Origin of the sequence: Cytobacillus firmus, assembly GCF_023715565.1 — a bacterium.
GTDB classification, from domain to species: domain Bacteria; phylum Bacillota; class Bacilli; order Bacillales; family Cytobacillaceae; genus Cytobacillus; species Cytobacillus firmus_C.
Map to the genome: position 1 here is coordinate 1 of NZ_JAMBOJ010000050.1, position 21,320 is coordinate 21,320.

Annotated in this window: 23 protein-coding genes, 1 pseudogene and 2 other annotated features; of the genes and pseudogenes, 18 read left to right on the forward strand and 6 right to left on the reverse strand. The window is 41.9% G+C overall.

Annotated elements, in window-relative coordinates; genetic code table 11:
* Window positions 1–126: 126 nt before the first annotated feature.
* A complete protein-coding gene (locus M3205_RS18090; RefSeq protein WP_251171176.1) occupies window positions 127–1,386 on the reverse strand; it encodes an MFS transporter in 1,260 nt (419 codons plus the stop codon).
* A 177-nt stretch (window positions 1,387–1,563) separates the two neighbouring features.
* Here M3205_RS18090 and M3205_RS18095 point away from each other — a divergent pair, with 177 nt between their 5' ends.
* The 13 genes from M3205_RS18095 to M3205_RS18155 all read left to right on the forward strand — a co-directional run bounded on the left by M3205_RS18095 (window position 1,564) and on the right by M3205_RS18155 (window position 13,412).
* Window positions 1,564–2,196 (forward strand): MOSC domain-containing protein, encoded by a 633-nt coding sequence (locus tag M3205_RS18095; protein WP_251171177.1) that lies wholly within the window; start codon window positions 1,564–1,566, stop codon window positions 2,194–2,196.
* 61 nt (window positions 2,197–2,257) lie between these two features.
* Window positions 2,258–2,509: a binding site (T-box leader), on the forward strand.
* Between the two features lie 40 nt (window positions 2,510–2,549).
* Window positions 2,550–2,792 (forward strand) — a binding site (T-box leader).
* Window positions 2,793–2,859: 67 nt separating this feature from the next.
* Window positions 2,860–4,254 (forward strand): anthranilate synthase component I, encoded by a 1,395-nt coding sequence (gene trpE, locus M3205_RS18100; protein WP_251171178.1) that lies wholly within the window; start codon window positions 2,860–2,862, stop codon window positions 4,252–4,254.
* Complete coding sequence (locus M3205_RS18105; protein ID WP_251171179.1) at window positions 4,251–4,862, forward strand: anthranilate synthase component II; 612 nt, start codon at window positions 4,251–4,253, stop codon at window positions 4,860–4,862. The genes trpE and M3205_RS18105 overlap by 4 nt, the downstream gene beginning before the upstream one ends.
* The gene (trpD, locus tag M3205_RS18110) at window positions 4,834–5,859 is read left to right on the forward strand and encodes an anthranilate phosphoribosyltransferase (protein WP_251171180.1); all 1,026 of its coding nucleotides are present in this window, start codon (window positions 4,834–4,836) and stop codon (window positions 5,857–5,859) included. Before M3205_RS18105 ends, trpD begins: the two co-directional genes overlap by 29 nt.
* The gene (gene trpC, locus M3205_RS18115; RefSeq protein ID WP_251171181.1) at window positions 5,860–6,648 is read left to right on the forward strand and encodes an indole-3-glycerol phosphate synthase TrpC; all 789 of its coding nucleotides are present in this window, start codon (window positions 5,860–5,862) and stop codon (window positions 6,646–6,648) included.
* Window positions 6,645–7,268: a phosphoribosylanthranilate isomerase gene (locus M3205_RS18120; RefSeq protein ID WP_251171182.1), complete on the forward strand. Its 624-nt coding sequence runs from the start codon at window positions 6,645–6,647 to the stop codon at window positions 7,266–7,268. The genes trpC and M3205_RS18120 overlap by 4 nt, the downstream gene beginning before the upstream one ends.
* Window positions 7,265–8,470 (forward strand): tryptophan synthase subunit beta, encoded by a 1,206-nt coding sequence (trpB, locus tag M3205_RS18125; RefSeq protein WP_251171183.1) that lies wholly within the window; start codon window positions 7,265–7,267, stop codon window positions 8,468–8,470. The genes M3205_RS18120 and trpB overlap by 4 nt, the downstream gene beginning before the upstream one ends.
* Entirely contained in the window at window positions 8,467–9,252 is a 786-nt protein-coding gene (gene trpA / locus M3205_RS18130) for a tryptophan synthase subunit alpha (protein ID WP_251171184.1), read from the forward strand. Before trpB ends, trpA begins: the two co-directional genes overlap by 4 nt.
* 153 nt (window positions 9,253–9,405) lie before the next feature.
* Window positions 9,406–10,194 (forward strand): ABC transporter ATP-binding protein, encoded by a 789-nt coding sequence (locus M3205_RS18135; RefSeq protein WP_251171185.1) that lies wholly within the window; start codon window positions 9,406–9,408, stop codon window positions 10,192–10,194.
* Window positions 10,178–10,933: an ABC transporter permease gene (locus M3205_RS18140; protein WP_251171186.1), complete on the forward strand. Its 756-nt coding sequence runs from the start codon at window positions 10,178–10,180 to the stop codon at window positions 10,931–10,933. The genes M3205_RS18135 and M3205_RS18140 overlap by 17 nt, the downstream gene beginning before the upstream one ends.
* A 17-nt stretch (window positions 10,934–10,950) precedes the next feature.
* Window positions 10,951–11,943, forward strand: a complete 993-nt coding sequence (locus M3205_RS18145) for an aliphatic sulfonate ABC transporter substrate-binding protein (RefSeq protein ID WP_251171187.1) — start codon at window positions 10,951–10,953, stop codon at window positions 11,941–11,943.
* Window positions 11,944–12,084: 141 nt separating this feature from the next.
* A complete protein-coding gene (locus tag M3205_RS18150) occupies window positions 12,085–12,663 on the forward strand; it encodes a LemA family protein (protein WP_251171188.1) in 579 nt (192 codons plus the stop codon).
* The gene (locus M3205_RS18155) at window positions 12,660–13,412 is read left to right on the forward strand and encodes a TPM domain-containing protein (RefSeq protein WP_251171189.1); all 753 of its coding nucleotides are present in this window, start codon (window positions 12,660–12,662) and stop codon (window positions 13,410–13,412) included. The genes M3205_RS18150 and M3205_RS18155 overlap by 4 nt, the downstream gene beginning before the upstream one ends.
* Window positions 13,413–13,576: 164 nt before the next feature.
* On the opposite strand, the gene M3205_RS18160 is transcribed toward M3205_RS18155, so the two are convergent.
* Both M3205_RS18160 and M3205_RS18165 read right to left on the reverse strand, forming a co-directional pair.
* Window positions 13,577–14,041 (reverse strand): class I SAM-dependent methyltransferase, encoded by a 465-nt coding sequence (locus tag M3205_RS18160; protein ID WP_251171190.1) that lies wholly within the window; start codon window positions 14,039–14,041, stop codon window positions 13,577–13,579.
* 191 nt (window positions 14,042–14,232) lie between these two features.
* Window positions 14,233–14,388, reverse strand: a complete 156-nt coding sequence (locus M3205_RS18165; protein ID WP_251171191.1) for a hypothetical protein — start codon at window positions 14,386–14,388, stop codon at window positions 14,233–14,235.
* A gap of 97 nt (window positions 14,389–14,485) precedes the next feature.
* Here M3205_RS18165 and M3205_RS18170 point away from each other — a divergent pair, with 97 nt between their 5' ends.
* Together M3205_RS18170 and M3205_RS18175 are read left to right on the forward strand one after the other, a co-directional pair.
* On the forward strand, window positions 14,486–15,148 hold the full coding sequence (locus M3205_RS18170) for an SOS response-associated peptidase (RefSeq protein WP_251171212.1): 663 nt from the start codon (window positions 14,486–14,488) through the stop codon (window positions 15,146–15,148).
* Window positions 15,149–15,697: 549 nt separating this feature from the next.
* Window positions 15,698–16,432: pseudogene (locus tag M3205_RS18175) on the forward strand (group II intron maturase-specific domain-containing protein); the annotation flags it as partial.
* A gap of 73 nt (window positions 16,433–16,505) precedes the next feature.
* Here the strand turns inward: M3205_RS18175 and M3205_RS18180 are convergent.
* Window positions 16,506–16,952: a DinB family protein gene (locus M3205_RS18180; protein WP_311315742.1), complete on the reverse strand. Its 447-nt coding sequence runs from the start codon at window positions 16,950–16,952 to the stop codon at window positions 16,506–16,508.
* A gap of 185 nt (window positions 16,953–17,137) precedes the next feature.
* Here M3205_RS18180 and M3205_RS18185 point away from each other — a divergent pair, with 185 nt between their 5' ends.
* A complete protein-coding gene (locus tag M3205_RS18185; protein WP_251171193.1) occupies window positions 17,138–19,261 on the forward strand; it encodes a peptidoglycan D,D-transpeptidase FtsI family protein in 2,124 nt (707 codons plus the stop codon).
* A 408-nt stretch (window positions 19,262–19,669) separates the two neighbouring features.
* Window positions 19,670–19,951 carry a hypothetical protein gene (locus M3205_RS18190; protein WP_251171194.1) on the forward strand — a complete coding sequence of 94 codons (282 nt, stop codon included), beginning with the start codon at window positions 19,670–19,672 and terminating at the stop codon, window positions 19,949–19,951.
* A gap of 65 nt (window positions 19,952–20,016) precedes the next feature.
* On the opposite strand, the gene M3205_RS18195 is transcribed toward M3205_RS18190, so the two are convergent.
* Window positions 20,017–20,529 (reverse strand): DUF3231 family protein, encoded by a 513-nt coding sequence (locus M3205_RS18195; RefSeq protein ID WP_251171195.1) that lies wholly within the window; start codon window positions 20,527–20,529, stop codon window positions 20,017–20,019.
* A gap of 156 nt (window positions 20,530–20,685) precedes the next feature.
* On the opposite strand from M3205_RS18195, the gene M3205_RS18200 reads away from it, so the two are divergent.
* The gene (locus tag M3205_RS18200; protein WP_396106000.1) at window positions 20,686–21,018 is read left to right on the forward strand and encodes a hydrolase; all 333 of its coding nucleotides are present in this window, start codon (window positions 20,686–20,688) and stop codon (window positions 21,016–21,018) included.
* Window positions 21,019–21,061: 43 nt separating this feature from the next.
* Here M3205_RS18200 and M3205_RS18205 read toward each other — a convergent pair whose 3' ends face one another.
* Window positions 21,062–21,316 carry a hypothetical protein gene (locus M3205_RS18205; RefSeq protein WP_251171197.1) on the reverse strand — a complete coding sequence of 85 codons (255 nt, stop codon included), beginning with the start codon at window positions 21,314–21,316 and terminating at the stop codon, window positions 21,062–21,064.
* Window positions 21,317–21,320: the final 4 nt, after the last annotated feature.

Sequence of the window (21,320 nt, forward strand, 5' to 3'; positions counted from 1 at the left end):
AACTTAATTGTATCAGAAGTGGTCCTTATTTTTCTCAAAAACAATCAAAGCCGGTGACATTTTACTCGTCGTAAAATGTCACCGGCTTTTTCATTTCAGAGGTGGGTTTTGTCCCAGCCTCTTTTTTTAGCTGTCATTTGTGTCAGGTTTGATTGCTAAAATGGCTGCAAGGGCAGCAAGAATGGTTATTCCGCTTAAAATATAAAAGAGCCCTTTATCAGAGTGCTTCATCAGAATAGCAATGGCAGGCGGGCCGCCGGCAACCCCGATAAACCGCATTGAACTGTATAGCGAAGTAATGGTTCCACGTTCCTCTTTTGCAATTCCCTCCGTTATCAACGCATCCAAAGAAGGCAGTGCAACTCCTATGCCAATTCCGGCAAACAAGAACATGCTGATCATAAACCACATATTGTTTGAAAAGCTTAAGATTGCCGTGGCAACTGCCACAAGCACTGATCCTAAAAATATGATCCACTTCATCAGTATTTTATTCTCTTTTATTTTTTTGCCTGTCAGATAGGATGAAAGGCAGAGTGCGCCAAGCGGAACAGCCAGCAGAAGCCCTTTTTTTACATCTTTAATATCGTATGTCTTTTCAAGTACATCAGATAAATAAAAAAGGATCCCAAAAAGCACAAACATGAGAATGACACCTATCAAGAAAATAGCATAAAGCCATTTTCCATTGTTTTTAAAGGTATCCTTAATATTGCTCCAAAACTTCTTTAGCGGAAGAGGTTCTTCTCTTTTATTTGGCGTTTTTACAAGGAAGAAAACCAGCAGGATTGAAATGGTACAAAAAACCGGAAAAGAAAAAAACGGTAAAAACCATATAAACCCTGCCAGAAAAGCACCAAGAATAGGTGATAAAACTTTTCCGAAAGTATTGGACGTTTCAATCAGGCCAAGGGAGTTGCTGACGTCATCATCATTTTTAAACATATCCCCGACCAAAGGCATCACAATTGGTGCCGCACCGGCTGCCCCGACGCCCTGCAATGCCCTACCGGCTAATATGACCCAGTAAGCATCCGTCATTTTCCATGCCGCCCACCCGGAGATCAGCCCGCCGATTCCCGCAATGAGAAGACTCGGAATAATAACTTTTTTACGGCCGATATGATCGGACAAAAAGCCTGCAATTGGAATCAATATAATAGCTACAATACTGTATACGGTAATTATCATGCTGGCTTGGAATGCAGTAATATTTAGTTTATTTTCCATCGCTGGCAGAACAGGAATCAGCATGGAATTCCCAAGTGTCATAACGAGAGGAATTGACGAAAGTGACAGTATGGCCCATTTTTGGTTATGAGCATCATCACCTGACTTCCTTTTAGCTTTGGAATTTACAGATTGTAAATTTTCAATATGCTCCATGTTTCGACCTTCCTTTTCGTTAATCAAACTAGTCTTAATATGGGCTAATTGCAGGAAAACTAACTAGAAAAAACTCTGTCTTTTTATGGGAAAATAAAATTATGAAAAATATGTTTCGATTTGCTAAAAAGAAACCGTTAAAATATATAGAAAAGAGAATCTGGTGAGGGGGATTATGTGAAAGAGATTATTGCTTTAAGCATAGGGAAGCCAAAAACACACACCTGGAAAAACAGTGTGGAAATTTCGGGCATTGGTAAAGATAAAATAAATAGTGTGTTTTTAACGAATGAAGGTTTTTTGGGAGATGGAGTAGCAAACACTGATTTTCATGGCGGCCCAGACCGTGCCGTATGCCTATATCCCTACGAACATTACGGTATGTGGGAGAAGGAATTTAAGAAGACATTCTCTCCTCCGTCATTTGGTGAAAATATTTGTGCGGGAAATATGCTGGAAAAGGATGTTTTTATCGGTGATACTTTTTCACTGGGGGAATCAATCATTCAAATAACCCAGGGGCGTATCCCGTGCTCCACAGTATCAAAGCATAACGGAGAAGATCGGCTTTTAGGAAGAATTGTGGCAACATGCTTCACAGGCTACTTTTTCAGAGTGCTGAAAGAAGGAACTGTAACAGCAGACAGCGTATTTAAGCTAGAAGAAAGGAAGCAGGAAAGCCTGTCAGTCCTGAAATCAAACTATATCATGTTTCATGACCGCAAAAACCTTAAAGCAATTGAACAACTGCTTCGGGTTGAGGAACTTGCAGATGTCTGGAGAGAAAAGCTTGAGAAAGCGTTATTATAAAAAAATGAAATTTAACCCTTGACATTTTTTATTTATCGGAATAGTATAATAAGCAATATATCGATCGGCAATGACAAAGAGTAGTAACTGCTGGTGAAGCTAAAGAGAGCTGATGGTTGGTGCAAATCAGCGTGGAAACAGCAGTGAATGGACTTTCGAGCCTCCAAACCGAACCTTTTTTAAGCAGTAGGCTTTGGCGAACGGTCTCATCGTTACAAGAGACAGATATTCAGGCAATGTTTGCTTTGATATCTGTTAAGTGAGCTGATTGATCAGCTAACAAAGGTGGCACCACGGGTTTCTCGTCCTTTTTAGACGGGGAGCCCTTTTTTATTTACACGCAACTTTATTACTTTAAATCGCTAAGCAAGAGGAGTAGAATGATTGGAATCCGTCCAAGAGAGCCGGGAATGGTGAGAGCCCGGTACGGAACATCATTCGAATGGACTTGCGAGAGGCTTCCTGAACGATAGTAGGGGAGCACGGGTTTCCGCCGTTAAAAGGATAGGGTATCGATATATTTCCGTACCCGAAAAAGGGAGCAGCATTTTGCTCTAAAAAGAGGTGGCACCACGTTCACAAGACACGTCCTCTATACCTGCAGCTAATTGTGGGTATAGGGGGCTTTTTTTATTTTCCATAGAGAACTGGAGGAGAGTTATATTGAAACCAACATTAGATGGTACTTATATAATCGAAGAGCTGGAGGGTGACACATTAACACCAATTTCAATCTATCAGAGAATGAGCGGAAGAAAAAAATTTCTGTTAGAAAGCTCGCTAAAGTATGAAAAATCGGGAAGATATTCCTTTATTGGCGCAGATCCCGTAATGGAAATAAAAGGAGAAGGAAACAGGACAGCTGTTACTGTCGGGGGAAAAACAGAAGTTTTGGCTGAAAAACCGCTTGATACGGTCAGAAGGCTGATGCCGGGGGGAAAGCTGCCCGCCCTTGAACGTTTCCCATTTTGTGGAGGAGCCGTTGGCTATGCAGGCTATGATGTCATCAGGCAATACGAAGATATTGGGACGATTCCTTATGATGAGCTGAATGTACCGGATGTCCACCTTATGTTTTTTGAGGAAGTGGCGGTTTTCGATCATCTGGAGCAAAAGGTATATCTCGTAGCCATGCCTTTACTGGAAGAAACCGATGAATTTCAGCTGCGGGAAAAATTAAAGAAAAGAAAGACCGAAATCCAGAAAGGGACAGCGGGAAATGATTCGGAAGAAGCCACACTGTCATCTTTCAAGGCATCCATATCTAAAGAAGAATTCGTTGAAAAGGTAAACAAAGCTAAGTCCTATATTGAGGAGGGAGACATCTTCCAAGTGGTGCTTTCTCAGCGGTTAAAAGCAGAATTGACTGGAGATCCTTTCGCATTTTACAGGAAGTTACGAGTGCAAAATCCTTCTCCATATATGTACTATCTTGATTTTGATGAATATCAAGTTGCAGGGGCATCGCCTGAGAGCCTAATAAAAGCAGCAGGTGATAAAGTAATTACGAATCCGATTGCTGGAACAAGGCCAAGAGGCAAGACAGAAGAGGAAGACTTACAGCTTGAAAGGGACCTGGTAGAAGATGAAAAGGAGCTTGCCGAACACAGGATGCTGCTCGATCTGGGCAGAAATGATCTCGGTCGTGTTTGCGAATTCGGATCGGTCACTATTGAAAAAAACATGATAATTGAGAGGTATAAGCATGTCATGCACCTTGTATCCGAAGTCGGCGGCAGGCTGAAGAATTCACATACATCGATTGATGCCTTAATTGCGTGTCTGCCTGCAGGAACAGTTTCAGGTGCTCCCAAAATTAGAGCAATGGAAATTATCAACGAACTTGAAACCGTGAAAAGAGGAATTTACTCAGGAGCGGTTGGCTATTTTTCCGGAAATGGCAACATGGATTTCGCACTGGCTATCAGGACAATGGTGATTAAAGATGGATTTGCCTATATACAAGCTGGGGCAGGTATCGTGCATGATTCTATACCTGAAAAAGAGTATGAAGAAACGCTTCATAAATTAAGAGCATTTTTGGAGGAAAAAAAATGATTCTGCTGATTGATAATTATGATTCATTTACATTTAATCTTTATCAGTATCTGGGTGAACTGGGTCAGGAAATAAAAGTTGTAAGGAATGATCAAATAACAATCGACGAAATAGAACAATTGAATCCCGATGCAATTGTTCTTTCTCCGGGACCTGGACGGCCGGAAAAAGCGGGGATCATTGTGGAAGTTATTCAGCATTTTTACAGGAAGCTTCCTATCCTCGGCATTTGCCTTGGCCACCAGGCAATCGGCTATGCCTTTGGGGCAAAAATTGATAAAGCAAGGAAAATCATGCATGGAAAGGTGTCCAATCTTAAGCATAATGGATCGCAGTTGTTCCAATACATGCCGCAGCCAATCAGCATTATGCGCTATCACTCCTTAATTATTCAATCGGGGACTTTGCCTGGCAGCTTTAAGGTTTTGGCCAGATCAATGGATGACAATGAAATAATGGCAATCAAGCATGAAGATTATCCATTATACGGCTTGCAGTTCCATCCGGAGTCGGTAGGAACTGGCCTTGGAAAAAGAATTTTGGAAAACTTTCTACAAACAATCAGGAGGGAAGATAAGAGTGAAAACAATACTGCAGAGGTTATCTGAACGGGAGTCATTAACAGAGGCAGAAATGAAGGAAGCAATGGACAATTTATTTGCCCAGGATGTAACGGACAGTGAAATTGCGGCATTTATGGTGAGCCTTAAAACAAAAGGAGAAACAGTTGAAGAAATTGCAGGCATTGTAAAAGCGATGAGGGGTAAATCTCTTTCATTTAGTAAGAAGATTCCTAATGTTTTGGATAACTGTGGTACAGGAGGAGATGGTTCAAGCAGCTTTAATATCAGCTCCACTTCGGCCTTTGTGATTGCAGGTGCCGGAATTCCTGTTGCAAAGCACGGAAACCGAAGTGTATCCAGCAAAACAGGCAGTGCCGATGTTTTGGAGCATTTGGGAATAAATCTGAATCACCCGCCTGAGCGCACGGAGGAAATATTGGAGGAAATCGGGATTGCCTTTCTATTTGCTCCTCATGTACATCCGAATATTAAAAGAATCATGAAAGTACGCAAGGATTTGAGGATACCGACAACCTTCAACCTGATAGGGCCATTGACTAATCCGGTTGAACTTGATCATCAGCTTCTCGGGATTTACAGGAGGGATTCTATTGAAATGTTTGCAGAGGTCCTTAAAACTTTGGGAAGAAAGCGGGCTGTTGTTTTAAATGGTGCTGGGTTTATGGATGAAGCATCCCTGCAGGGGGATAATCACCTGGCTATCCTTAATAACGGCAAGGTAACGAAAAAAATTCTCCACCCAGAGGAAGTTGGTCTATCCGTCTGCAGCAATGAGGAGATCAGAGGCGGAGATTCAAGGGAAAATGCTGAAATTCTTATGAGTGTCCTGAAGGGAGAAAAGGGAGCAAGAAGAGATACTGTTCTTCTTAACGCCGGGATTGGCATCTTTACAGGAGGCAGGGCTGAAACGATTCAAGATGGGATAAATTCAGCTAAAGAAAGCATTGATTCAGGAGCTGCCTTACAAAAACTTCATCAGTTAATCGAAGCAAGTAAAAGCATCCATAAAGAGGTGATATAAATGGGAACAATTTTAGATCAAATTCTGGCTGAAAAAAGAAAAGAAGTCATCTTAATGAAACAGGAAGTTGTCGATGCTCAAGAAACCGGAAGCAAACGGTCATTTATTAAAAGGCTTGCGTCAGGCAGCGAACTGGCTGTGATTGCCGAGTTCAAAAGAGCCTCACCATCAAAGGGCGATATAAATACCGGGCAAAATCCGAAAGACCAGGCATTATTTTATAAAAAGTATGGTGCGGATGCGATTTCCGTTTTAACGGATAATAGGTTTTTTAAAGGCAGCTTCGCTGATCTTTCAGCTGTCAGAGAGACAGTGGACCTCCCGATTCTCTGCAAAGACTTCATTGTAGATGAGGTGCAAATCTTAAAGGCAAAAGCAAAAGGGGCAAACCTGATTTTACTCATTGCTGCTGCCATGGATGCAGAACGTCTTCAAAAGCTTTTTGATTTTGCTGAGGGTGAAGGCCTTGAAGTATTAATGGAGGTTCATAATGAAGAAGAGCTGGAAATTGCGTTGAAAACCGGAGCACAGTTGATCGGAGTCAACAATCGGAATTTAAAAACCTTTGAAGTAGATCTGAGTGTAACAGAAAAACTTGCGCCGCTAATAAAGAAAGCGGGAAAATTTCTGATCAGCGAGAGCGGAATTAAGTCGGAAGACGATGTGCAGCGTGTCATTGCAGCAGGAGCAAATGCCATCCTTGTCGGAGAAGCATTTATGAAAGCAGAGAACCTGGAAGGGCTTTTGAATTCCATGAAGCTTCCTTTGCAGGGGGCTGTCAGAAAATGAAGGTGAAGATTTGCGGAATTAGAGATATCAGCATGGCGCTTACTGCGATAGATAGCGGTGCGGATGCCTTGGGATTTGTGTTTGCTGAAAGCAAAAGAAAAATTGCACCTGCGGCGGCAGGCGAAATAATTAAAGAGCTTCCCGGGGATGTGCTAAAAGTCGGAGTATTTGTGAATGAAACGAAGGAAAACATTGAGAAAATAGCCAGTATTTCTGGAATAAATGTCATTCAGCTTCATGGAGATGAAACGCCGGAATACTGCACCACATTTTCTTTACCAGTTATAAAAGCCCTGAGCATTGGATCACCAGATGATCTATCTAAACTGGATGAATATACATGTGAATACGTTCTTCTTGATAGTCCAAAAGGAAAATATCGAGGGGGCAACGGGGTAACGTTTGATTGGTCGGTTCTAAATAAAGACCCTAAGCAAAACAACAGAATTATCCTTGCAGGAGGTCTCAATCCAGAAAATGTGGTGGAAGGAATTAAAGCTGCCAATCCTTATATGGTTGATGTAAGCAGCGGGGTTGAAACGAGAGGAAAGAAAGATCCTGAAAAAATAAAAAGATTCATAGACAACGCTAAACGTATGGAGAGGGAGGAAGTAAAATGAACGCAGCTTATACTTTGCCTGATGAACGGGGCCACTTTGGGACATATGGAGGCAGGTACGTGCCTGAGACACTAATGCAGGCCATTCTTGAACTGGAGGAGGAATATAAGAAAGCACAGGCTGATGAAAGTTTTCAAAAGGAACTCCAAGGTTTGCTGAAGGACTATGTCGGGAGGGAAACTCCTCTGTATTTTGCAGAAAACCTCACAAAATATGCTGGTGGTGCGAAAATCTATCTTAAAAGGGAAGATTTGAACCATACAGGAGCACATAAAATCAACAACTCACTCGGCCAGGCTCTATTGGCACAGCGGATGGGCAAAAGGAAAATCGTAGCTGAGACGGGTGCAGGGCAGCATGGAGTTGCAACAGCAACTGCCTGTGCACTTTTAAATCTAGAATGTATTATTTTTATGGGTGAAGAGGATATCAGACGACAACAGCTGAACGTATTCAGAATGGAATTGCTTGGAGCAAAGGTTGTAGGAGTGAAATCAGGAAGTGCCACACTTAAAGATGCAGTCAATGAAGCCCTCCGCTACTGGGTGACTAACGTTGAGGATACCCATTATATTCTGGGGTCAGTTATGGGGCCGCATCCTTTTCCGATGATTGTCCGTGATTTCCAAAGTGTTATCGGAAATGAGACAAAGGAGCAATATCTTGAAAAAGAAGGAAAACTCCCTGATGCAGTTGTAGCATGCATTGGCGGCGGAAGCAATTCAATGGGCATGTTCTATCCTTTCATTAAAGATGAAACTGTCCGCATGATTGGGGTGGAAGCAGCTGGGTTGGGAACAGATACCGAAAAACATGCTGCCTCTTTAACAAAAGGAACGCCAGGAGTTCTTCATGGGGCATTAATGTATTTGCTGCAGGATGAACACGGGCAGATTCAGGAAGCACATTCCATTTCAGCAGGCCTGGATTATCCTGGAGTAGGCCCTGAGCACAGCTATATGAAAGACAGCGGAAGAGCCGAGTATGAATCGATCACAGATGAAAAGGCGCTTGAGGCGTTACAACTATTATGCAAGCTGGAAGGCATTATTCCTGCTTTAGAAAGCTCCCATGCGGTTGCCTATGCATTAAAGCTTGCACCGCAAATGAATAAAGACGAGGGCCTTGTTATCTGTCTATCCGGCAGAGGGGATAAAGATGTAGAAACAGTGAGAGCAAGATTAGGAGGGAAAGGACAATGAACCGGATTGAAAAAGTTTTTCAGAATTTAAAGCAAAACAATGAAAAAGCGTTTGTGCCATATATTATGGCTGGCGATGGGGGATTGGAGACACTGGCTGAGAAAATTACATTCCTCGAAAAAGCGGGAGCAACAGCCATTGAAATCGGAATACCTTTTTCGGATCCGGTAGCAGATGGACCGGTAATCCAACAGGCAGGCATCCGGGCATTAGAAGCAGGAACAACACTTAAGGGCGTATTAGCTGCAATTGCGGAGATCCGGCCAATTGTTCATATTCCGCTTATTTTTATGACATACATGAATCCGATCATGGCATATGGCATTGGCAACTTTATTTCTGATGCTTCAGGATCTGGGGTGGACGGCCTAATTTTGCCTGACCTTCCTGCAGAGGAAGAGGAAATCATTGCACCGGTTGCTGAAAAAGCCGGAATCGAAATTATTCGTCTTGTAACATTGACGAGCCCGTTAGGTAGGATTCAGGAGATTGCTGGCAAAGGAAAAGGATTTCTATATGCTGTAACTGTTAATGGCATAACAGGTGCAAGAAAAGGATTTAAAGAAGAACTCGGAAAGCACTTGGAAAGGGTTAAGGAGGTAAGTCCAATTCCGGTATTGGCAGGCTTCGGAATTTCAGAACCCCAGCATGTAAAAGAAATGAATCAATATTGTGACGGTGTCATTGTTGGAAGCAGGATTATAGAGCTTTTCCAAAGCGGTGAGTTAGTAAAAATAGAAGAGCTGATCGCTTCATCTAAAATAGAAGAAATTAAATTATGAAACAAAAGCTTTCTCCCTGGTGGAGGAAGCTTTTTTCTTAATAATGCCCATTTTTAAAAATATTGGTTGTAAAGGTTGACATGAAAAGTGAATACATTATAATTACAGTAATCCGAGTAAATTAATGAGATTTATAGGAATAGGTGATTTTGAATGTTCATTGAGATAAACGATGTAAATAAACAATATAACGATAAAGAAAATCGGCCTGTTGACGTCCTCAAAGATATTAATCTATCGGTTGAAAAAGGCCAGTTTGTCTCTATCTTAGGACCTTCAGGATGCGGAAAGTCTACACTCCTTTCAATCGTAGCTGGTCTGACTAAAACTACTTCTGGCCACATTCAAATCGATGGAAAAACCATAACAAAACCGGGAAAGGACAGAGGAATGGTTTTCCAGCAGGCAGCATTATTCCCCTGGCTGACAGTCATGGAAAATGTCACGTTTCCGCTGAAAAAAGAAATGAAGAAGAAGGATGCGGAGGAAACGGCATTAAAGTATCTGCAAAAGGTCCAGCTGGGCAAGTATATTTCCCATTATCCTCATGAACTTTCTGGAGGAATGCAGCAGAGGGTAGCAATTGCAAGAGCACTTGCCATGAACCCTGAAACCCTCTTAATGGATGAACCATTCGGAGCTCTTGATGAACAGACCCGTTCACGGCTGCATGGACAGCTTGAAACGATTTGGACAGAGACGAAGAAAACGATTCTTTTTGTTACTCACAGCATCTCGGAATCTATTAAGCTGTCAGATCGGATTGTTGTTATGGGAACTAAGCCGGGAATTATCTTACAGGATATAACGGTGGATATTCCCAGACCGCGTGAGGAACACAAGAAAGAAATGCTGGAAATAGAAGAACATATAATGAAATACCTTAAAAAGGAAATTGATAAAGTTGTCAGTGAGGAGCTCCAATATGCAAACAGCCATTAAACGGATCATATTTTTTGCAGCCATCATTGCATTTTGGGAGATTGGCTCACGGCTTGAATTCTGGCACCCGCTGATTTTTCCTTCACTATCCAGTGTATTTAGCGCTCTTGTTGAAGGATTTCAGGATAAAACATTAATTTATGATTTAATCGCGAGTTTTAAGCGGCTCGCAGTCGGTTTAACGATCAGCCTTATTATTGGTACTCTGATTGGAATTCTTTTAGGGAAATCCAAAACGGCTGATGAAACCCTGGGAGCTGTCATTCTCGCTTTGCAAAGTGTACCAAGCATCGTCTGGCTTCCCCTCGCGATTATGTGGTTCGGCTTAAATGAGAAGGCAGTTATTTTTGTAACAATACTCGGCGGTACATTTGTTATGGCTCTAAATATGAGAACAGGCATTAAAAATGTTTCACCCTTATATATCAAAGCAGCCCAGACAATGGGTGCGACTGGAATTGATTTATTCACACGAGTCATTTTTCCGGCATCCATTCCTTATGTAGTAACCGGCTCCCGCCTTGCCTGGGCATTTGCCTGGCGTGCTCTGATGGCTGGTGAGCTTTTAAGCACAGGACCTGGATTGGGATACACACTTCGATATGCTTCAGACTTTGGAAGAATGGATATCGTAATCGGAGTCATGATTATCATTGGAGCAATCGGAATGATTGTTGACCAATTCATATTCCAGCGCATTGAAAAATCTGTTATTAAAAAATGGGGACTTGAGTCTTAAATCTGGAGGGAATATATATGAAAAAGGCGCTTTTATGGGCTGCAATAGTATTTATGTTTACCGGGTTGCTTGCAGGCTGCGGATCATCTGAGAAGAGCAGCGGTAAAGAAGACAAAATTGTGATAGGTTATTTTCCTAATATCAACCATGTGCCGGCAATGGTTGCGAAAGATCAAGGGCTTTTTGAAAAACAGCTTGGCGATGGAACGAACGTAGAATATAAGACATTTGCTGAAGGCGGTTCTTTCATGACAGCTCTGAAAACAGGTGATATTGATGCAGGTCTTGTAGGGCCAGGACCAGCAATGAACAACTTCTCAACCGGCGCTGATGTTAAAATTATCGCTGGTGCTTCAACTGGCGGAACGGTTGTACTTGCCAGAGAAGGTGTAGAAATAAATTCACTTGAGGACTTCCAGGGTAAAACATTTATCACGCCTGGCGTAGGCTGCACACATGATGTCCAGTACGAAACCTATCTTGAAGAAGCCGGCATCACGTCAGCACGCATCGGCGGTACTATGAAGCATTTAACAGGAAACCCGGCACAATATGCAAGCATGCTGAAAACAGGTAAAGTCGATATTGCAGTTGCTCCGGAACCATGGGCAGCAGTCATCGAACAGGAAACAAATGCAGAAGTGGTAATCGGATGGGATGAGGTATCCTTCGGTGAAACACTTCCGGCATCCGTATTAGTTGCAACGGGAGACGCAGTGAAGAGCAGCCCGGAAAAGGTACAGAAAATTGTTGAAGCACATAAAGATGCTGTTAAATTTATCGAAGAAAATCCTGATGAAGCAAAAGCCATTACAATCAAGGATATTAAAGAAGTGACCGGCCAGGAGCTGGAAAAGGAAGTCGTAGACCGCGCCTGGGAAAGAATTGGTTTCACTTATGATGTAGATGCAGAAACAATCCAGGAATTTGCAGATTCATCCTACACGTTAAAATTCCTGAAGGATAAACCGGAATTCAGTGAACTGATTGCAAAGAACTTTATTAAATAAACATATTTGGATCGGAGCCTGGATGGGTTCCGGTTTTTCATTTGTTATAAGGGAAAGGAATCTTCTGGTTTAACTTTCACCCAAAAAAGGAAAAATATCATGCAAGTGAAAAAAACTACATAGAAACAGGAGTGGCTAAAAATGAGAAAAGGTATGGGAGTTATAATTGCCGTGATTGCGGTAGTAGTCATAGCAGGTATAATGCTGATGTCGAGCTATAACGGATTTGTCAGTGCTGAGGAAAATGTGGATCAGGCATATTCTCAAATTGAGAATCAGCTGCAGCGAAGACTTGATTTGATTCCTAATCTGGTAAATACGGTAAAGGGGTATGCTGCACATGAGAGGGAGACCATTCAGGCGGTATCAGATGCACGTGCCAGGTTGGCAGGAGCCCGTTCGCCTGAAGAGGAAGCAACAGCAAATGCAGAATTGTCAGGCGCTCTTAGCAGGTTGCTTGTAGTTGTCGAAAACTATCCCAACCTGAAGGCGGATAAGCAGTTCACCCAATTAATGGACGAGCTTGCCGGTACGGAAAACCGGATTTCGGTGGCACGAAAAGATTATAATAACCAGGTTTCTGTATATAACAAAAAAGTAAAAAGGTTTCCGGGTGCAATAGTAGCCGGGATTACAGGCTTTGATGAGAAAGAATATTTCAAGGCGGATCCTCAGGCGAATGAAGCACCTGAAGTGGACTTTGGAGGCAATGGAGAATGATCATCCGCAGGGTCTTTTTGACCCTTCTATTAATAAATTTATTAATGGGTGCATTCTCAGTCAATGCAGATGAAACCATCCCCCAGCCTGCTGGAGATATTTATGTTCAGGATTTTGCAGGAGTCCTCAATGAACATGAAAAATCTGAGCTGATTCACCTTGGGAGACAATTGGAGGATAAGACAACTGCACAGGTGGCGGTGCTAACCGTTGGTACAATTGGCGACAGGCCGATTGAAGAATATGCAAATGAGGCCTTTCGGGCATATGGCATTGGCAGTGCTGCTGAGAATAATGGTGTCCTATTAGTTGTGGCCATGCAGGATCGTAAGGTGCGCATAGAGGTTGGATATGGGCTTGAAGGCCGGATTCCAGATGGAAAAGCCGGCAGAATTCTTGACCAGGTTACCATACCATATCTCCAGGATGACGAGCCGGGCAGAGCGGTAATTGAAACCTACAAGGTGCTTGTACTAGAAGCCGGCGGAGAAGAAGTGAATTTAGGGAAGAACGGAGAATATGCTGATGCCGGGACAAAGGATGAAGGCATTGGCATTCCGTCCTGGCTGCTGATTATCATTGCTGTCGGTTTGCTGTTTCTTGATATTAAATTCTTTGGAGGAGCCTTTTCATATGCCATACTTTCCATCCTCTCAAGAGGAAGAGGCGGCGGCAGAGGAGGTGGAGGTGGTCCGCGGGGAGGAGGCGGAGGTTCATCAGGCGGTGGCGGGGCCAGCCGGGGCTGGTGAACGCAGAAAAGAGCGGGGACATCCCCGCTCTTTTCTATTATTTAATTCCAGTTACACAAACGGTTAATACGGGCCGGGCTTCTTTATAGAAGATAGAAATGGAATGGAATCCAGCAGCCTCCATATCAGCTTTGATTATCTGCCCAAGGTTTTTGGTTATGGATTCATTTGCTCCTTCTTCTCTCGGCTGGACCGTGATGGCAATTACTCCGTCTTTCCATCCCATGCAGGTGCTGAAGGGATTCTCTAGGTTTTGTCCAGAGGGGATAATTGTTGACTGAAAAGATTTTATTATATTTTTTATCCGGGAAGTAATCGTGGATATCTTTTACGAACAATCGGACTTTTCCCTGCTGGATATAGTCATCATTCAATTTGGCTGCAGCAGCTTCCATATCTTTTGATACATCGACTCCATCTGTTTCTGCATGTCGACAGTGATCCATAATATGTTTTATGCTGTAGCCGGGGCCAAAGCCAACCTCTAAAACGGAGTCCCTGCGTTTTATCTGTAAATGTTCAATAGTCCATTTGTTAATCTTGCGGTTTTCAAAGTACATGATTTTCCCCGCAAGCTTTCCAAGTAATCCTTCTGGCTTTTCAAATTGTTTTCCTAAAATATCGAACATGTCTCTCACCTCGGAGTTTAATACTTATATTTAGTCTCTTTAAAGGGTTTCTAAACCTATTCCGTAAAATGGATAGATAATTTTTAACTGGTAAAGGTGCTAATATGAATTATATTAGGAGGAAGTCCGGTGATTTATAGCAAAGATCAATTACAAAAAAATCCCCCTAAAATTGGGGGATTTCATCTTAGTTATTTCTTATTAACTTGTTTCCCGCTTTTTTTCTGGCTTTGTGATTTATTGTTTCCCACTTGAAACTCGCTTCCGAGTTCAACATCGTTTCGCTTATCCTGTTTTTCAATTTGGGCTCTCGTTTGATTTGGATTTTGTCTGCCTTGTTTTGTCATATTTCTTTCCTCCCATAAAATATTTGACAGTCTTAATATGCGCTATAACTGGGAATAGATGAACAGTATATTGAAATTTACTGAAAGAGGTGATTTTGTGTGCGGCAGGTTTACTTTAACGGAAACAGTTCATAAACTTCAGCTGCTTTTTGGGTTTGAATATTCAGAAGGTGAGGTTATGCCCAGATATAATATTGCTCCCAGCCAAAATATTTTAACAGTTACTGCTGACGGCAAGCAGCGAATCGGCAGACAGATGAAATGGGGACTGGTTCCTTTCTGGGCGAAGGATGAAAAGATAGGTTACAAAATGATTAACGCCAGAGCAGAGGGCATTGACTCTAAACCAAGCTTTAAGGCTCCCTTTAGAAGCAAAAGATGCTTAATCCTGGCAGATGGATTTTATGAATGGAAGAAAACAGAAAAAGGAAAGCAGCCTTACAGGTTTATTATGAAAGATGAACAGCCTTTCGCTTTTGCAGGGATTTGGGATATATGGAAAAAAGACAAAACTTCTTTATTAACCTGTACGATCATAACAACGGGGCCAAATGAAGTAACAGAAGAAGTTCATGACAGGATGCCGGTCATCTTAAAGGAAAATGATTTTGAGGATTGGCTGAATCCCCGTTTTCATGACACTGAATATCTAAAGTCCTTGCTTGGACCGTACCCGGCTGAAAAAATGGAAAAATATCCGGTATCACCCAAAGTAAATTCACCCAAAAATGAACTGGCAGAATTGATTTCACCAATTTAATAGCCTATAAAAACGGACGCGCTATGCGTCCGTCTTTTTAATGTGCGCCCGGCATGGGTGTAGTCTATAGGGTGAAAGTCCCGAGCCATGACGGCAGTAGTAGTGGTTAGCTTAACGCAAGGGTGTCCGTGGTGACGCGGAATCTGAAGGAAGCGAGCGGCAAACCTCCGGTCTGTGGAACACGAACTTCATATAAGGCTAGGTACCATTGGATGAGTTTGCATTACAAAACAAAGTCCTTACTGCCGAAGGTGGTACAGAGTAAATGGAGCAGATAGATGGAGGGAAAGACTGCCCCCTTACCCGGGGAGGTCTGGTTGGAACGCCAAGTAAACTTGGTAACCTATCTAGCAATAGGTAGCTGAACAACCAGAAGTCAGCAGATGTCATAGTACCTACCCTACTCGAGATGGAAAGGGAAGGACTGAACAATTAGGAAGAACGAGAACTAGGCATATAATTCCTGTATAGAAGCAGAAAATCCGAAAGGACTTACTTGAAGGAGGAAGTGGTGAATTCCACAGGGGACTTCATGAGGGTGTAGAAGGAATCATGAATGGTGTAGTCTATGATGCCGAGGAAGGAACACCACAAGGAGGCCCACTGAGCCCTCTTCTTTCTAATATCCTTTTGGATAAGGTTGATAAAGAGTTAGAAAGGAGAGGTCACAAGTTTGTCCGCTACGCCGATGACTGTAATATTTACATGAAATCGAAGAAAGCTGGAGAACGAGTGATGAACTCAATTACATGCTTTATTGAGCAGAAATTAAAGCTTAAAGTAAACAGAGAGAAATCAGCGGTTGATCGCCCGTGGAAACGAAAGTTCCTTGGCTTTAGCTTTACGGTTAATAAGAAACCGAAGGTTCGAATAGCAAACGAAAGCATCAAAAGGATCAAAGCTAGAATACGGGAATTAACCTCCCGTTCTAAATCAATTCCTATGGAAGTTAGAATCGAGAAACTAAATCAATATCTAACGGGATGGTGTGGATATTTTGCCTTGGCTGATACACCAAGTAAGTTTAAAGAATTCGATGAGTGGATTAGAAGAAGACTTCGTATGATTGAATGGAAACAACGGAAAAAACCGAGGATAAGAGTAAGAAAACTCAAAGATCTAGGTGTTCCTGACCAGAAGGCATACGAATGGGGAAACTCCAGAAAGAAATATTGGAGAATAGCCTCTAGTCCAATCCTACACTAAACCCTCAATAACTCTTATTGGAGTAATCGAGGGCTCAAAAGTCTATATCAAAGATATGAATTTCTGCGTCAAACTTAATTGAACCGCCTTATACCGAACGGTACGTACGGTGGTGTGAGAGGTCGGGGGTTAGCCACCCCCTCCTACTCAATTACCCTCTGCTCACAAACATCGGAAGCTCCGTATGGCCTATTTCCCGTACATAAACAAATAGGTTTCCTTTATGGTGTATTTGATGATCCATTGCAATCTGGAGCAGCTGGCTGCCGGTAAGCTCCATTCCGAAAATTCCCGTCATATCAATTTTTCTTTCCAATTCCTCACAGGTTAATGATGAAATTACTTCAATTGTTTTCTTTGTAAATTTTTCAGCAGCCTCAATCAGGCTGGGAGCTACTTCATCGAACTTTTCGCCAAACACTGCGGGGCTCCCGTCTTTTGCTGTTTTGACAAACATATAAAAGGAAGTGAGCATATGTGTAACAAGTTTGCCGGCAGGCATGCTTGTTTCGGTTGGTTTAAAATAAAAGTTTTTTTCATCAATCTTCCTGATCAATTCATTGGTCACCTTTCTATGTGAAAAAAATAGGTTAGATATTTATTAATTCCCTCCTAAAATGATAATCAGAATAACATTTCCACTTAACCTCTGTAGATCCCTTTATATTACAAAAAGTTTCTAGCTGGCAGGAATCTGACGAATTTCGTGGAATTATTTAACAGGGTAATATCTGGAAGAATATCTATTATAGATATATTGTTCCTAGAGGGGGAGATTCAAATATGGGGAAAAAGAAAAAAAAGAAAAGCCATGTGCCTTTTAGGGTCAATTTATTATTTTTCTCTGTTTTTGTGTTATTTTCATTATTAATCTTAAGGCTTGGTGTAGTTCAGATAGTAAATGGCGAGTCATACAAAAAAGAAGTCGACAGGACAGAAGATGTCATCGTATCGAACCCGGTTCCAAGGGGAAGGATGCTGGACCGGAACCATCAGGTTATCGTGGATAATATCCCAAAGAGTGCGATTACATATACCAACCGTAATGCAAAACAGGAAGAAATGCTTCAAGTGTCAGAGCGGCTGGCTGTTTTGATTAATAAAGATACCGATAAAGTCACAGAACGGGATAAGAAGGATCATTGGATTTTGAAAAATCCGGAAGCTGCCCGGGAAAAAATAACTGATAAGGAATGGAAACTTTTCAAAGAAAAAAAACTGGATGATAAGCAAATCTATAAGCAGCAGCTAAAGAGAATCACAGAAGAAGATCTGAAGCAGCTGAGTGAGCAGGACCTGGAAGTGCTGGCCATTTTCCGTGAATTCACGAGCGGCTATGCGATGACACCGCAAATTGTTAAGAATGAAGGGGTATCACAAAAAGAATATGCGGCGGTAAGCGAGAATCTTCAATATCTTCCAGGTGTCAATACAACCACTGACTGGGATCGGACTTATACTTTTGACAGTACACTCCAGACAGTGCTTGGGAAGGTTACGGATTCCGGCGAAGGACTGCCACAGGAGAGGCTTGATTATTTCCTGTCCAGAGATTACAGCAGAAATGAGCGTGTTGGAAAGAGCTACCTGGAAATGCAATATGAAGATGTTCTCCATGGTCATAAATCAAAGGAAAAGCTTATTACGAAAAAAGGGGAAATTCTCGGGAGTGAATTGGTTTCTGAAGGCAAAAGAGGCAGGGATCTTGTCCTGACGATTGATATGGATCTCCAGAAGGCTGTGGAAAAAGTAGTGGAAGAGGAAATTTGGGCTGCCAAGCAGACCCGGGGAACTTATTTAATGGATCGTGCGTTTGTCGTCCTAATGGATCCACATACTGGTGAAGTTCTGACAATGGCAGGAAAGATGATCGGCGAAGATGAAAATGGCAAAACCGTTCTGAATGATTATGCGCTGGGGACGATTTCATCTTCTTACAATGTAGGATCCTCTGTGAAAGGGGCAACTGTTTTAACTGGCTATAAAACGGGTGCAATTACACCCGGAACAACCTTTTTAGATGCACCGATGAAATTTGCTGGAACTCAGAAGGTGAAAAAATCCTGGTTTAACTTTCAGGCTATCATGAACGAAACAAGGGCATTGCGTATCTCCTCAAATGTATATATGTTCAAAACAGCCATTGAAATTGCGGATGCGCGTTATGCTTATGATCAGCCTCTTGGATTTAAAAATCCTAATGCATTTGAAGATATGAGAGAATCTTTCGGCCAATTTGGCCTAGGTGTCAGAACTGGCATTGATTTGCCGAATGAGGCAATAGGCTATAAGGGCCCTCTTAGATTGCCTGGCTTTTTATTAGACCTTGCAATCGGACAGTATGATACCTATACTCCGATGCAAATGGCCCAATATATATCAACGATTGCCAATGGAGGCTACCGCATTCAACCACGCCTTGTTAAAGAAATTCGCGAGCCGGGCGCAGAGCAGGAGAACCTGGGGCCAATCTGGAAGGGTATTCAGCCGACTGTCTTAAATACGATAGATGTAAGCGAAAGAGAGCTAAGCACTGTTAAAGAGGGACTAAGACAGGTGATGCAGCATCCTGAAGGAACTGCCTATAGAAGATTCGCGGATGCCCCATATTCTCCGGCAGGAAAAACAGGTACAGCGGAAGCATTTTATGATGGTCCGCTCAAAAAGAAGGGAGATAAATTAATAGATGTTATGAACTTGAGCCTTGTTGCCTATGCTCCGCATAATAATCCTGAAATCGCCATGTCAGTCATTGTACCATGGGCTTACCAGGGCAGAAGCGGACATACAGCAAATTATGAAATTGGCAGAAAAGTATTAGATGCCTATTTCGAACTGAAGAAAAAGGAGGCAGGTGCAGAACAGGAGAAGCCTGCCGAAGAAGGTTCAGAAACAGAAGAAACTTAATTTTATTTTGCCTAATATGGCTTTTTTTTTACCTGAGTTTATTTTTTAAGTGTTTGAATTTATCTTTAATCAAAATCTGCTTTTCATTTCTTCCAAAAACCTTGCGATTAACCATGAATTGAATCGATTCTTCCAGAATAGCGAGGATTATAATAGGGATGAAGATTACCAGAAACCAGAACAACCTATCACTGCTCCTTTCGTCTGATAGCATACAATTATTTATATTTAAGAATGTAGAGATAATGATGTTTATGGGAAAAAATCCATGTATTCTTCTGGCTTACCATGTACTGGTGTTTTTTTTTATAACCTATTATGACCGAAATAAACTTCTGTTTCTCAAAGGATCTGTGTAGTTTAATGAAAGGGCATTCGGGAAAAGAGGGTAAAAAGGAGGTCCAGGACATGAAAACAATAAATGTAGAGCTTCAATATGATGGTCAGGAATTAAATAATAATCAGAAAAAAGCATTTGACCGATTGAAGAGTCATCTCGAAGGAACAGGATTTAAAGTGGTAACGATAATGGAAAATGATCAATATCTAAAGGAGAATTCCGGCCTACCTAATCAAAAGAAAAACAAAGTGCTGCCATCCCAGCCAGAAGGAGCAGAACCTGATATTAATTCCAGCGGTGCGGGAGGCATGGTCTCCCCTGATTCCAGTGAAGGTAAATGTTCCGAGTAAGTCAAAAGCCTTAGTCCATTGCGGACTAAGGCTTTTCCTTAATTAATGGTACTTAAAGCAAACCTTTAGCAATTATCTGATTTGTGAAGATGAAGCGGCGGAGGAATCAGCCATCCTTTTTCTTTGTTCATTCGAAGAACCTTTATGCCTAAAGCAGCTTTCTGAGTATGAAATTGACCAAACATACCTGCGATATCTTCACGGATACATTGGCCCATAATTGTACTGCAGCCAACCATTCCTGCAGCCAGGTCTCCTGCTAATTTTGCAGCTACCTCAGGATCCATGAACCTGGCACCAGGTGGAATATCATTCACACAAGCATCAGGTCTGTCAGGCGGTGAAGGAGGAAGGCCAATCCCGTTTTCCTTTAATATCGCCTCAATCTGTTCTTCTTCCTGCTTAGAGAGGCGGATTGCTTCTTCAAGCATCTTCTTTAAGTCCTCATCGCCTGAATGGCTTAGCATTGTCTGGTATGCAGAGGCCATTCCCTTTCCTGCGAGCAAGTAAGACCATGTGCTAAAAACTTCACCATAATGCATAGGCTCGTCCTTTGGATTTCCGCTTAAAATACCCATAGTATACCTCCTGAGAAAATTCATTAGTGTGCCACCTTCCTTAAAATGCACAGCTATATCATGCCCATCAGGAGCCTGAAAATGTAATAAATATTAAATGATTAAACTTCGTCTTTTTGTGGTAAATACCGTATAAAAGCAGAGGAGATGATTATTTTGGACCAAACAAAAAACTCATATTATATAGATATTGAAAATGCGCAAGTTTATGCAGAACCCGTTGAAGGAGCTGAATGGCAGTTTAAAATTTATGCTGATGACCAGGAAATGAAGAAGCTGGCCGATCATATCGAGAAAAATTATGATGCGGATATGAAAACATTTGCGCTTGCACATGTACCATTCGTGGAGGATAAAGAAAAGGCGCAAAATCATAATTATGATGAGGCAATCGAACGTATGTATAAGATGATTTATGATTTGGGTGATGACGAAACACGGAGGAATATTGAAGAGATGGAAATATTACAAAAAGATATTACTGAATAAATAAGCAAACAAAGCGGCTGTTCTTCATGGGCAGGCCGCTTTTTTATGAATTTTGCCTGTAATCTAAGCAGGGTCTAATAAAGTAATTCGTCAAATCTGCAAAATAAAAAGAACCATCTCTTCTGCTTTCTTCAGAATTGAGGTTCTTATGTTTACTTCTATATAAATAGTCTTTTTTTGTTTTAGTTTTCCTCGAACGCATGTCTGTAAATACAAAGGGACTTCTGTTGCATTCAGGGTTCCTATTCCCCTCACGCACTGCTTTGTCGCGTAACTTCTTTGCAGCTGATTTAGCCATATAA

What these genes read in the sequence shown, in the direction of transcription:
- M3205_RS18205 (WP_251171197.1), bottom strand. Translation starts at nt 21,316, where the DNA reads ATGGCTAAATCAGCTGCAAAGAAGTTACGCGACAAAGCAGTGCGTGAG.
- M3205_RS18135 (WP_251171185.1), top strand. Translation starts at nt 9,406, where the DNA reads ATGTTCATTGAGATAAACGATGTAAATAAACAATATAACGATAAAGAA.
- M3205_RS18185 (WP_251171193.1), top strand. Translation starts at nt 17,138, where the DNA reads ATGGGGAAAAAGAAAAAAAAGAAAAGCCATGTGCCTTTTAGGGTCAAT.
- M3205_RS18150 (WP_251171188.1), top strand. Translation starts at nt 12,085, where the DNA reads ATGAGAAAAGGTATGGGAGTTATAATTGCCGTGATTGCGGTAGTAGTC.
- M3205_RS18165 (WP_251171191.1), bottom strand. Translation starts at nt 14,388, where the DNA reads ATGACAAAACAAGGCAGACAAAATCCAAATCAAACGAGAGCCCAAATT.
- M3205_RS18190 (WP_251171194.1), top strand. Translation starts at nt 19,670, where the DNA reads ATGAAAACAATAAATGTAGAGCTTCAATATGATGGTCAGGAATTAAAT.
- M3205_RS18195 (WP_251171195.1), bottom strand. Translation starts at nt 20,529, where the DNA reads ATGGGTATTTTAAGCGGAAATCCAAAGGACGAGCCTATGCATTATGGT.
- M3205_RS18090 (WP_251171176.1), bottom strand. Translation starts at nt 1,386, where the DNA reads ATGGAGCATATTGAAAATTTACAATCTGTAAATTCCAAAGCTAAAAGG.
- M3205_RS18105 (WP_251171179.1), top strand. Translation starts at nt 4,251, where the DNA reads ATGATTCTGCTGATTGATAATTATGATTCATTTACATTTAATCTTTAT.
- trpA (WP_251171184.1), top strand. Translation starts at nt 8,467, where the DNA reads ATGAACCGGATTGAAAAAGTTTTTCAGAATTTAAAGCAAAACAATGAA.
- M3205_RS18120 (WP_251171182.1), top strand. Translation starts at nt 6,645, where the DNA reads ATGAAGGTGAAGATTTGCGGAATTAGAGATATCAGCATGGCGCTTACT.
- M3205_RS18155 (WP_251171189.1), top strand. Translation starts at nt 12,660, where the DNA reads ATGATCATCCGCAGGGTCTTTTTGACCCTTCTATTAATAAATTTATTA.
- trpB (WP_251171183.1), top strand. Translation starts at nt 7,265, where the DNA reads ATGAACGCAGCTTATACTTTGCCTGATGAACGGGGCCACTTTGGGACA.
- M3205_RS18140 (WP_251171186.1), top strand. Translation starts at nt 10,178, where the DNA reads ATGCAAACAGCCATTAAACGGATCATATTTTTTGCAGCCATCATTGCA.
- trpC (WP_251171181.1), top strand. Translation starts at nt 5,860, where the DNA reads ATGGGAACAATTTTAGATCAAATTCTGGCTGAAAAAAGAAAAGAAGTC.
- M3205_RS18160 (WP_251171190.1), bottom strand. Translation starts at nt 14,041, where the DNA reads ATGTTCGATATTTTAGGAAAACAATTTGAAAAGCCAGAAGGATTACTT.
- M3205_RS18145 (WP_251171187.1), top strand. Translation starts at nt 10,951, where the DNA reads ATGAAAAAGGCGCTTTTATGGGCTGCAATAGTATTTATGTTTACCGGG.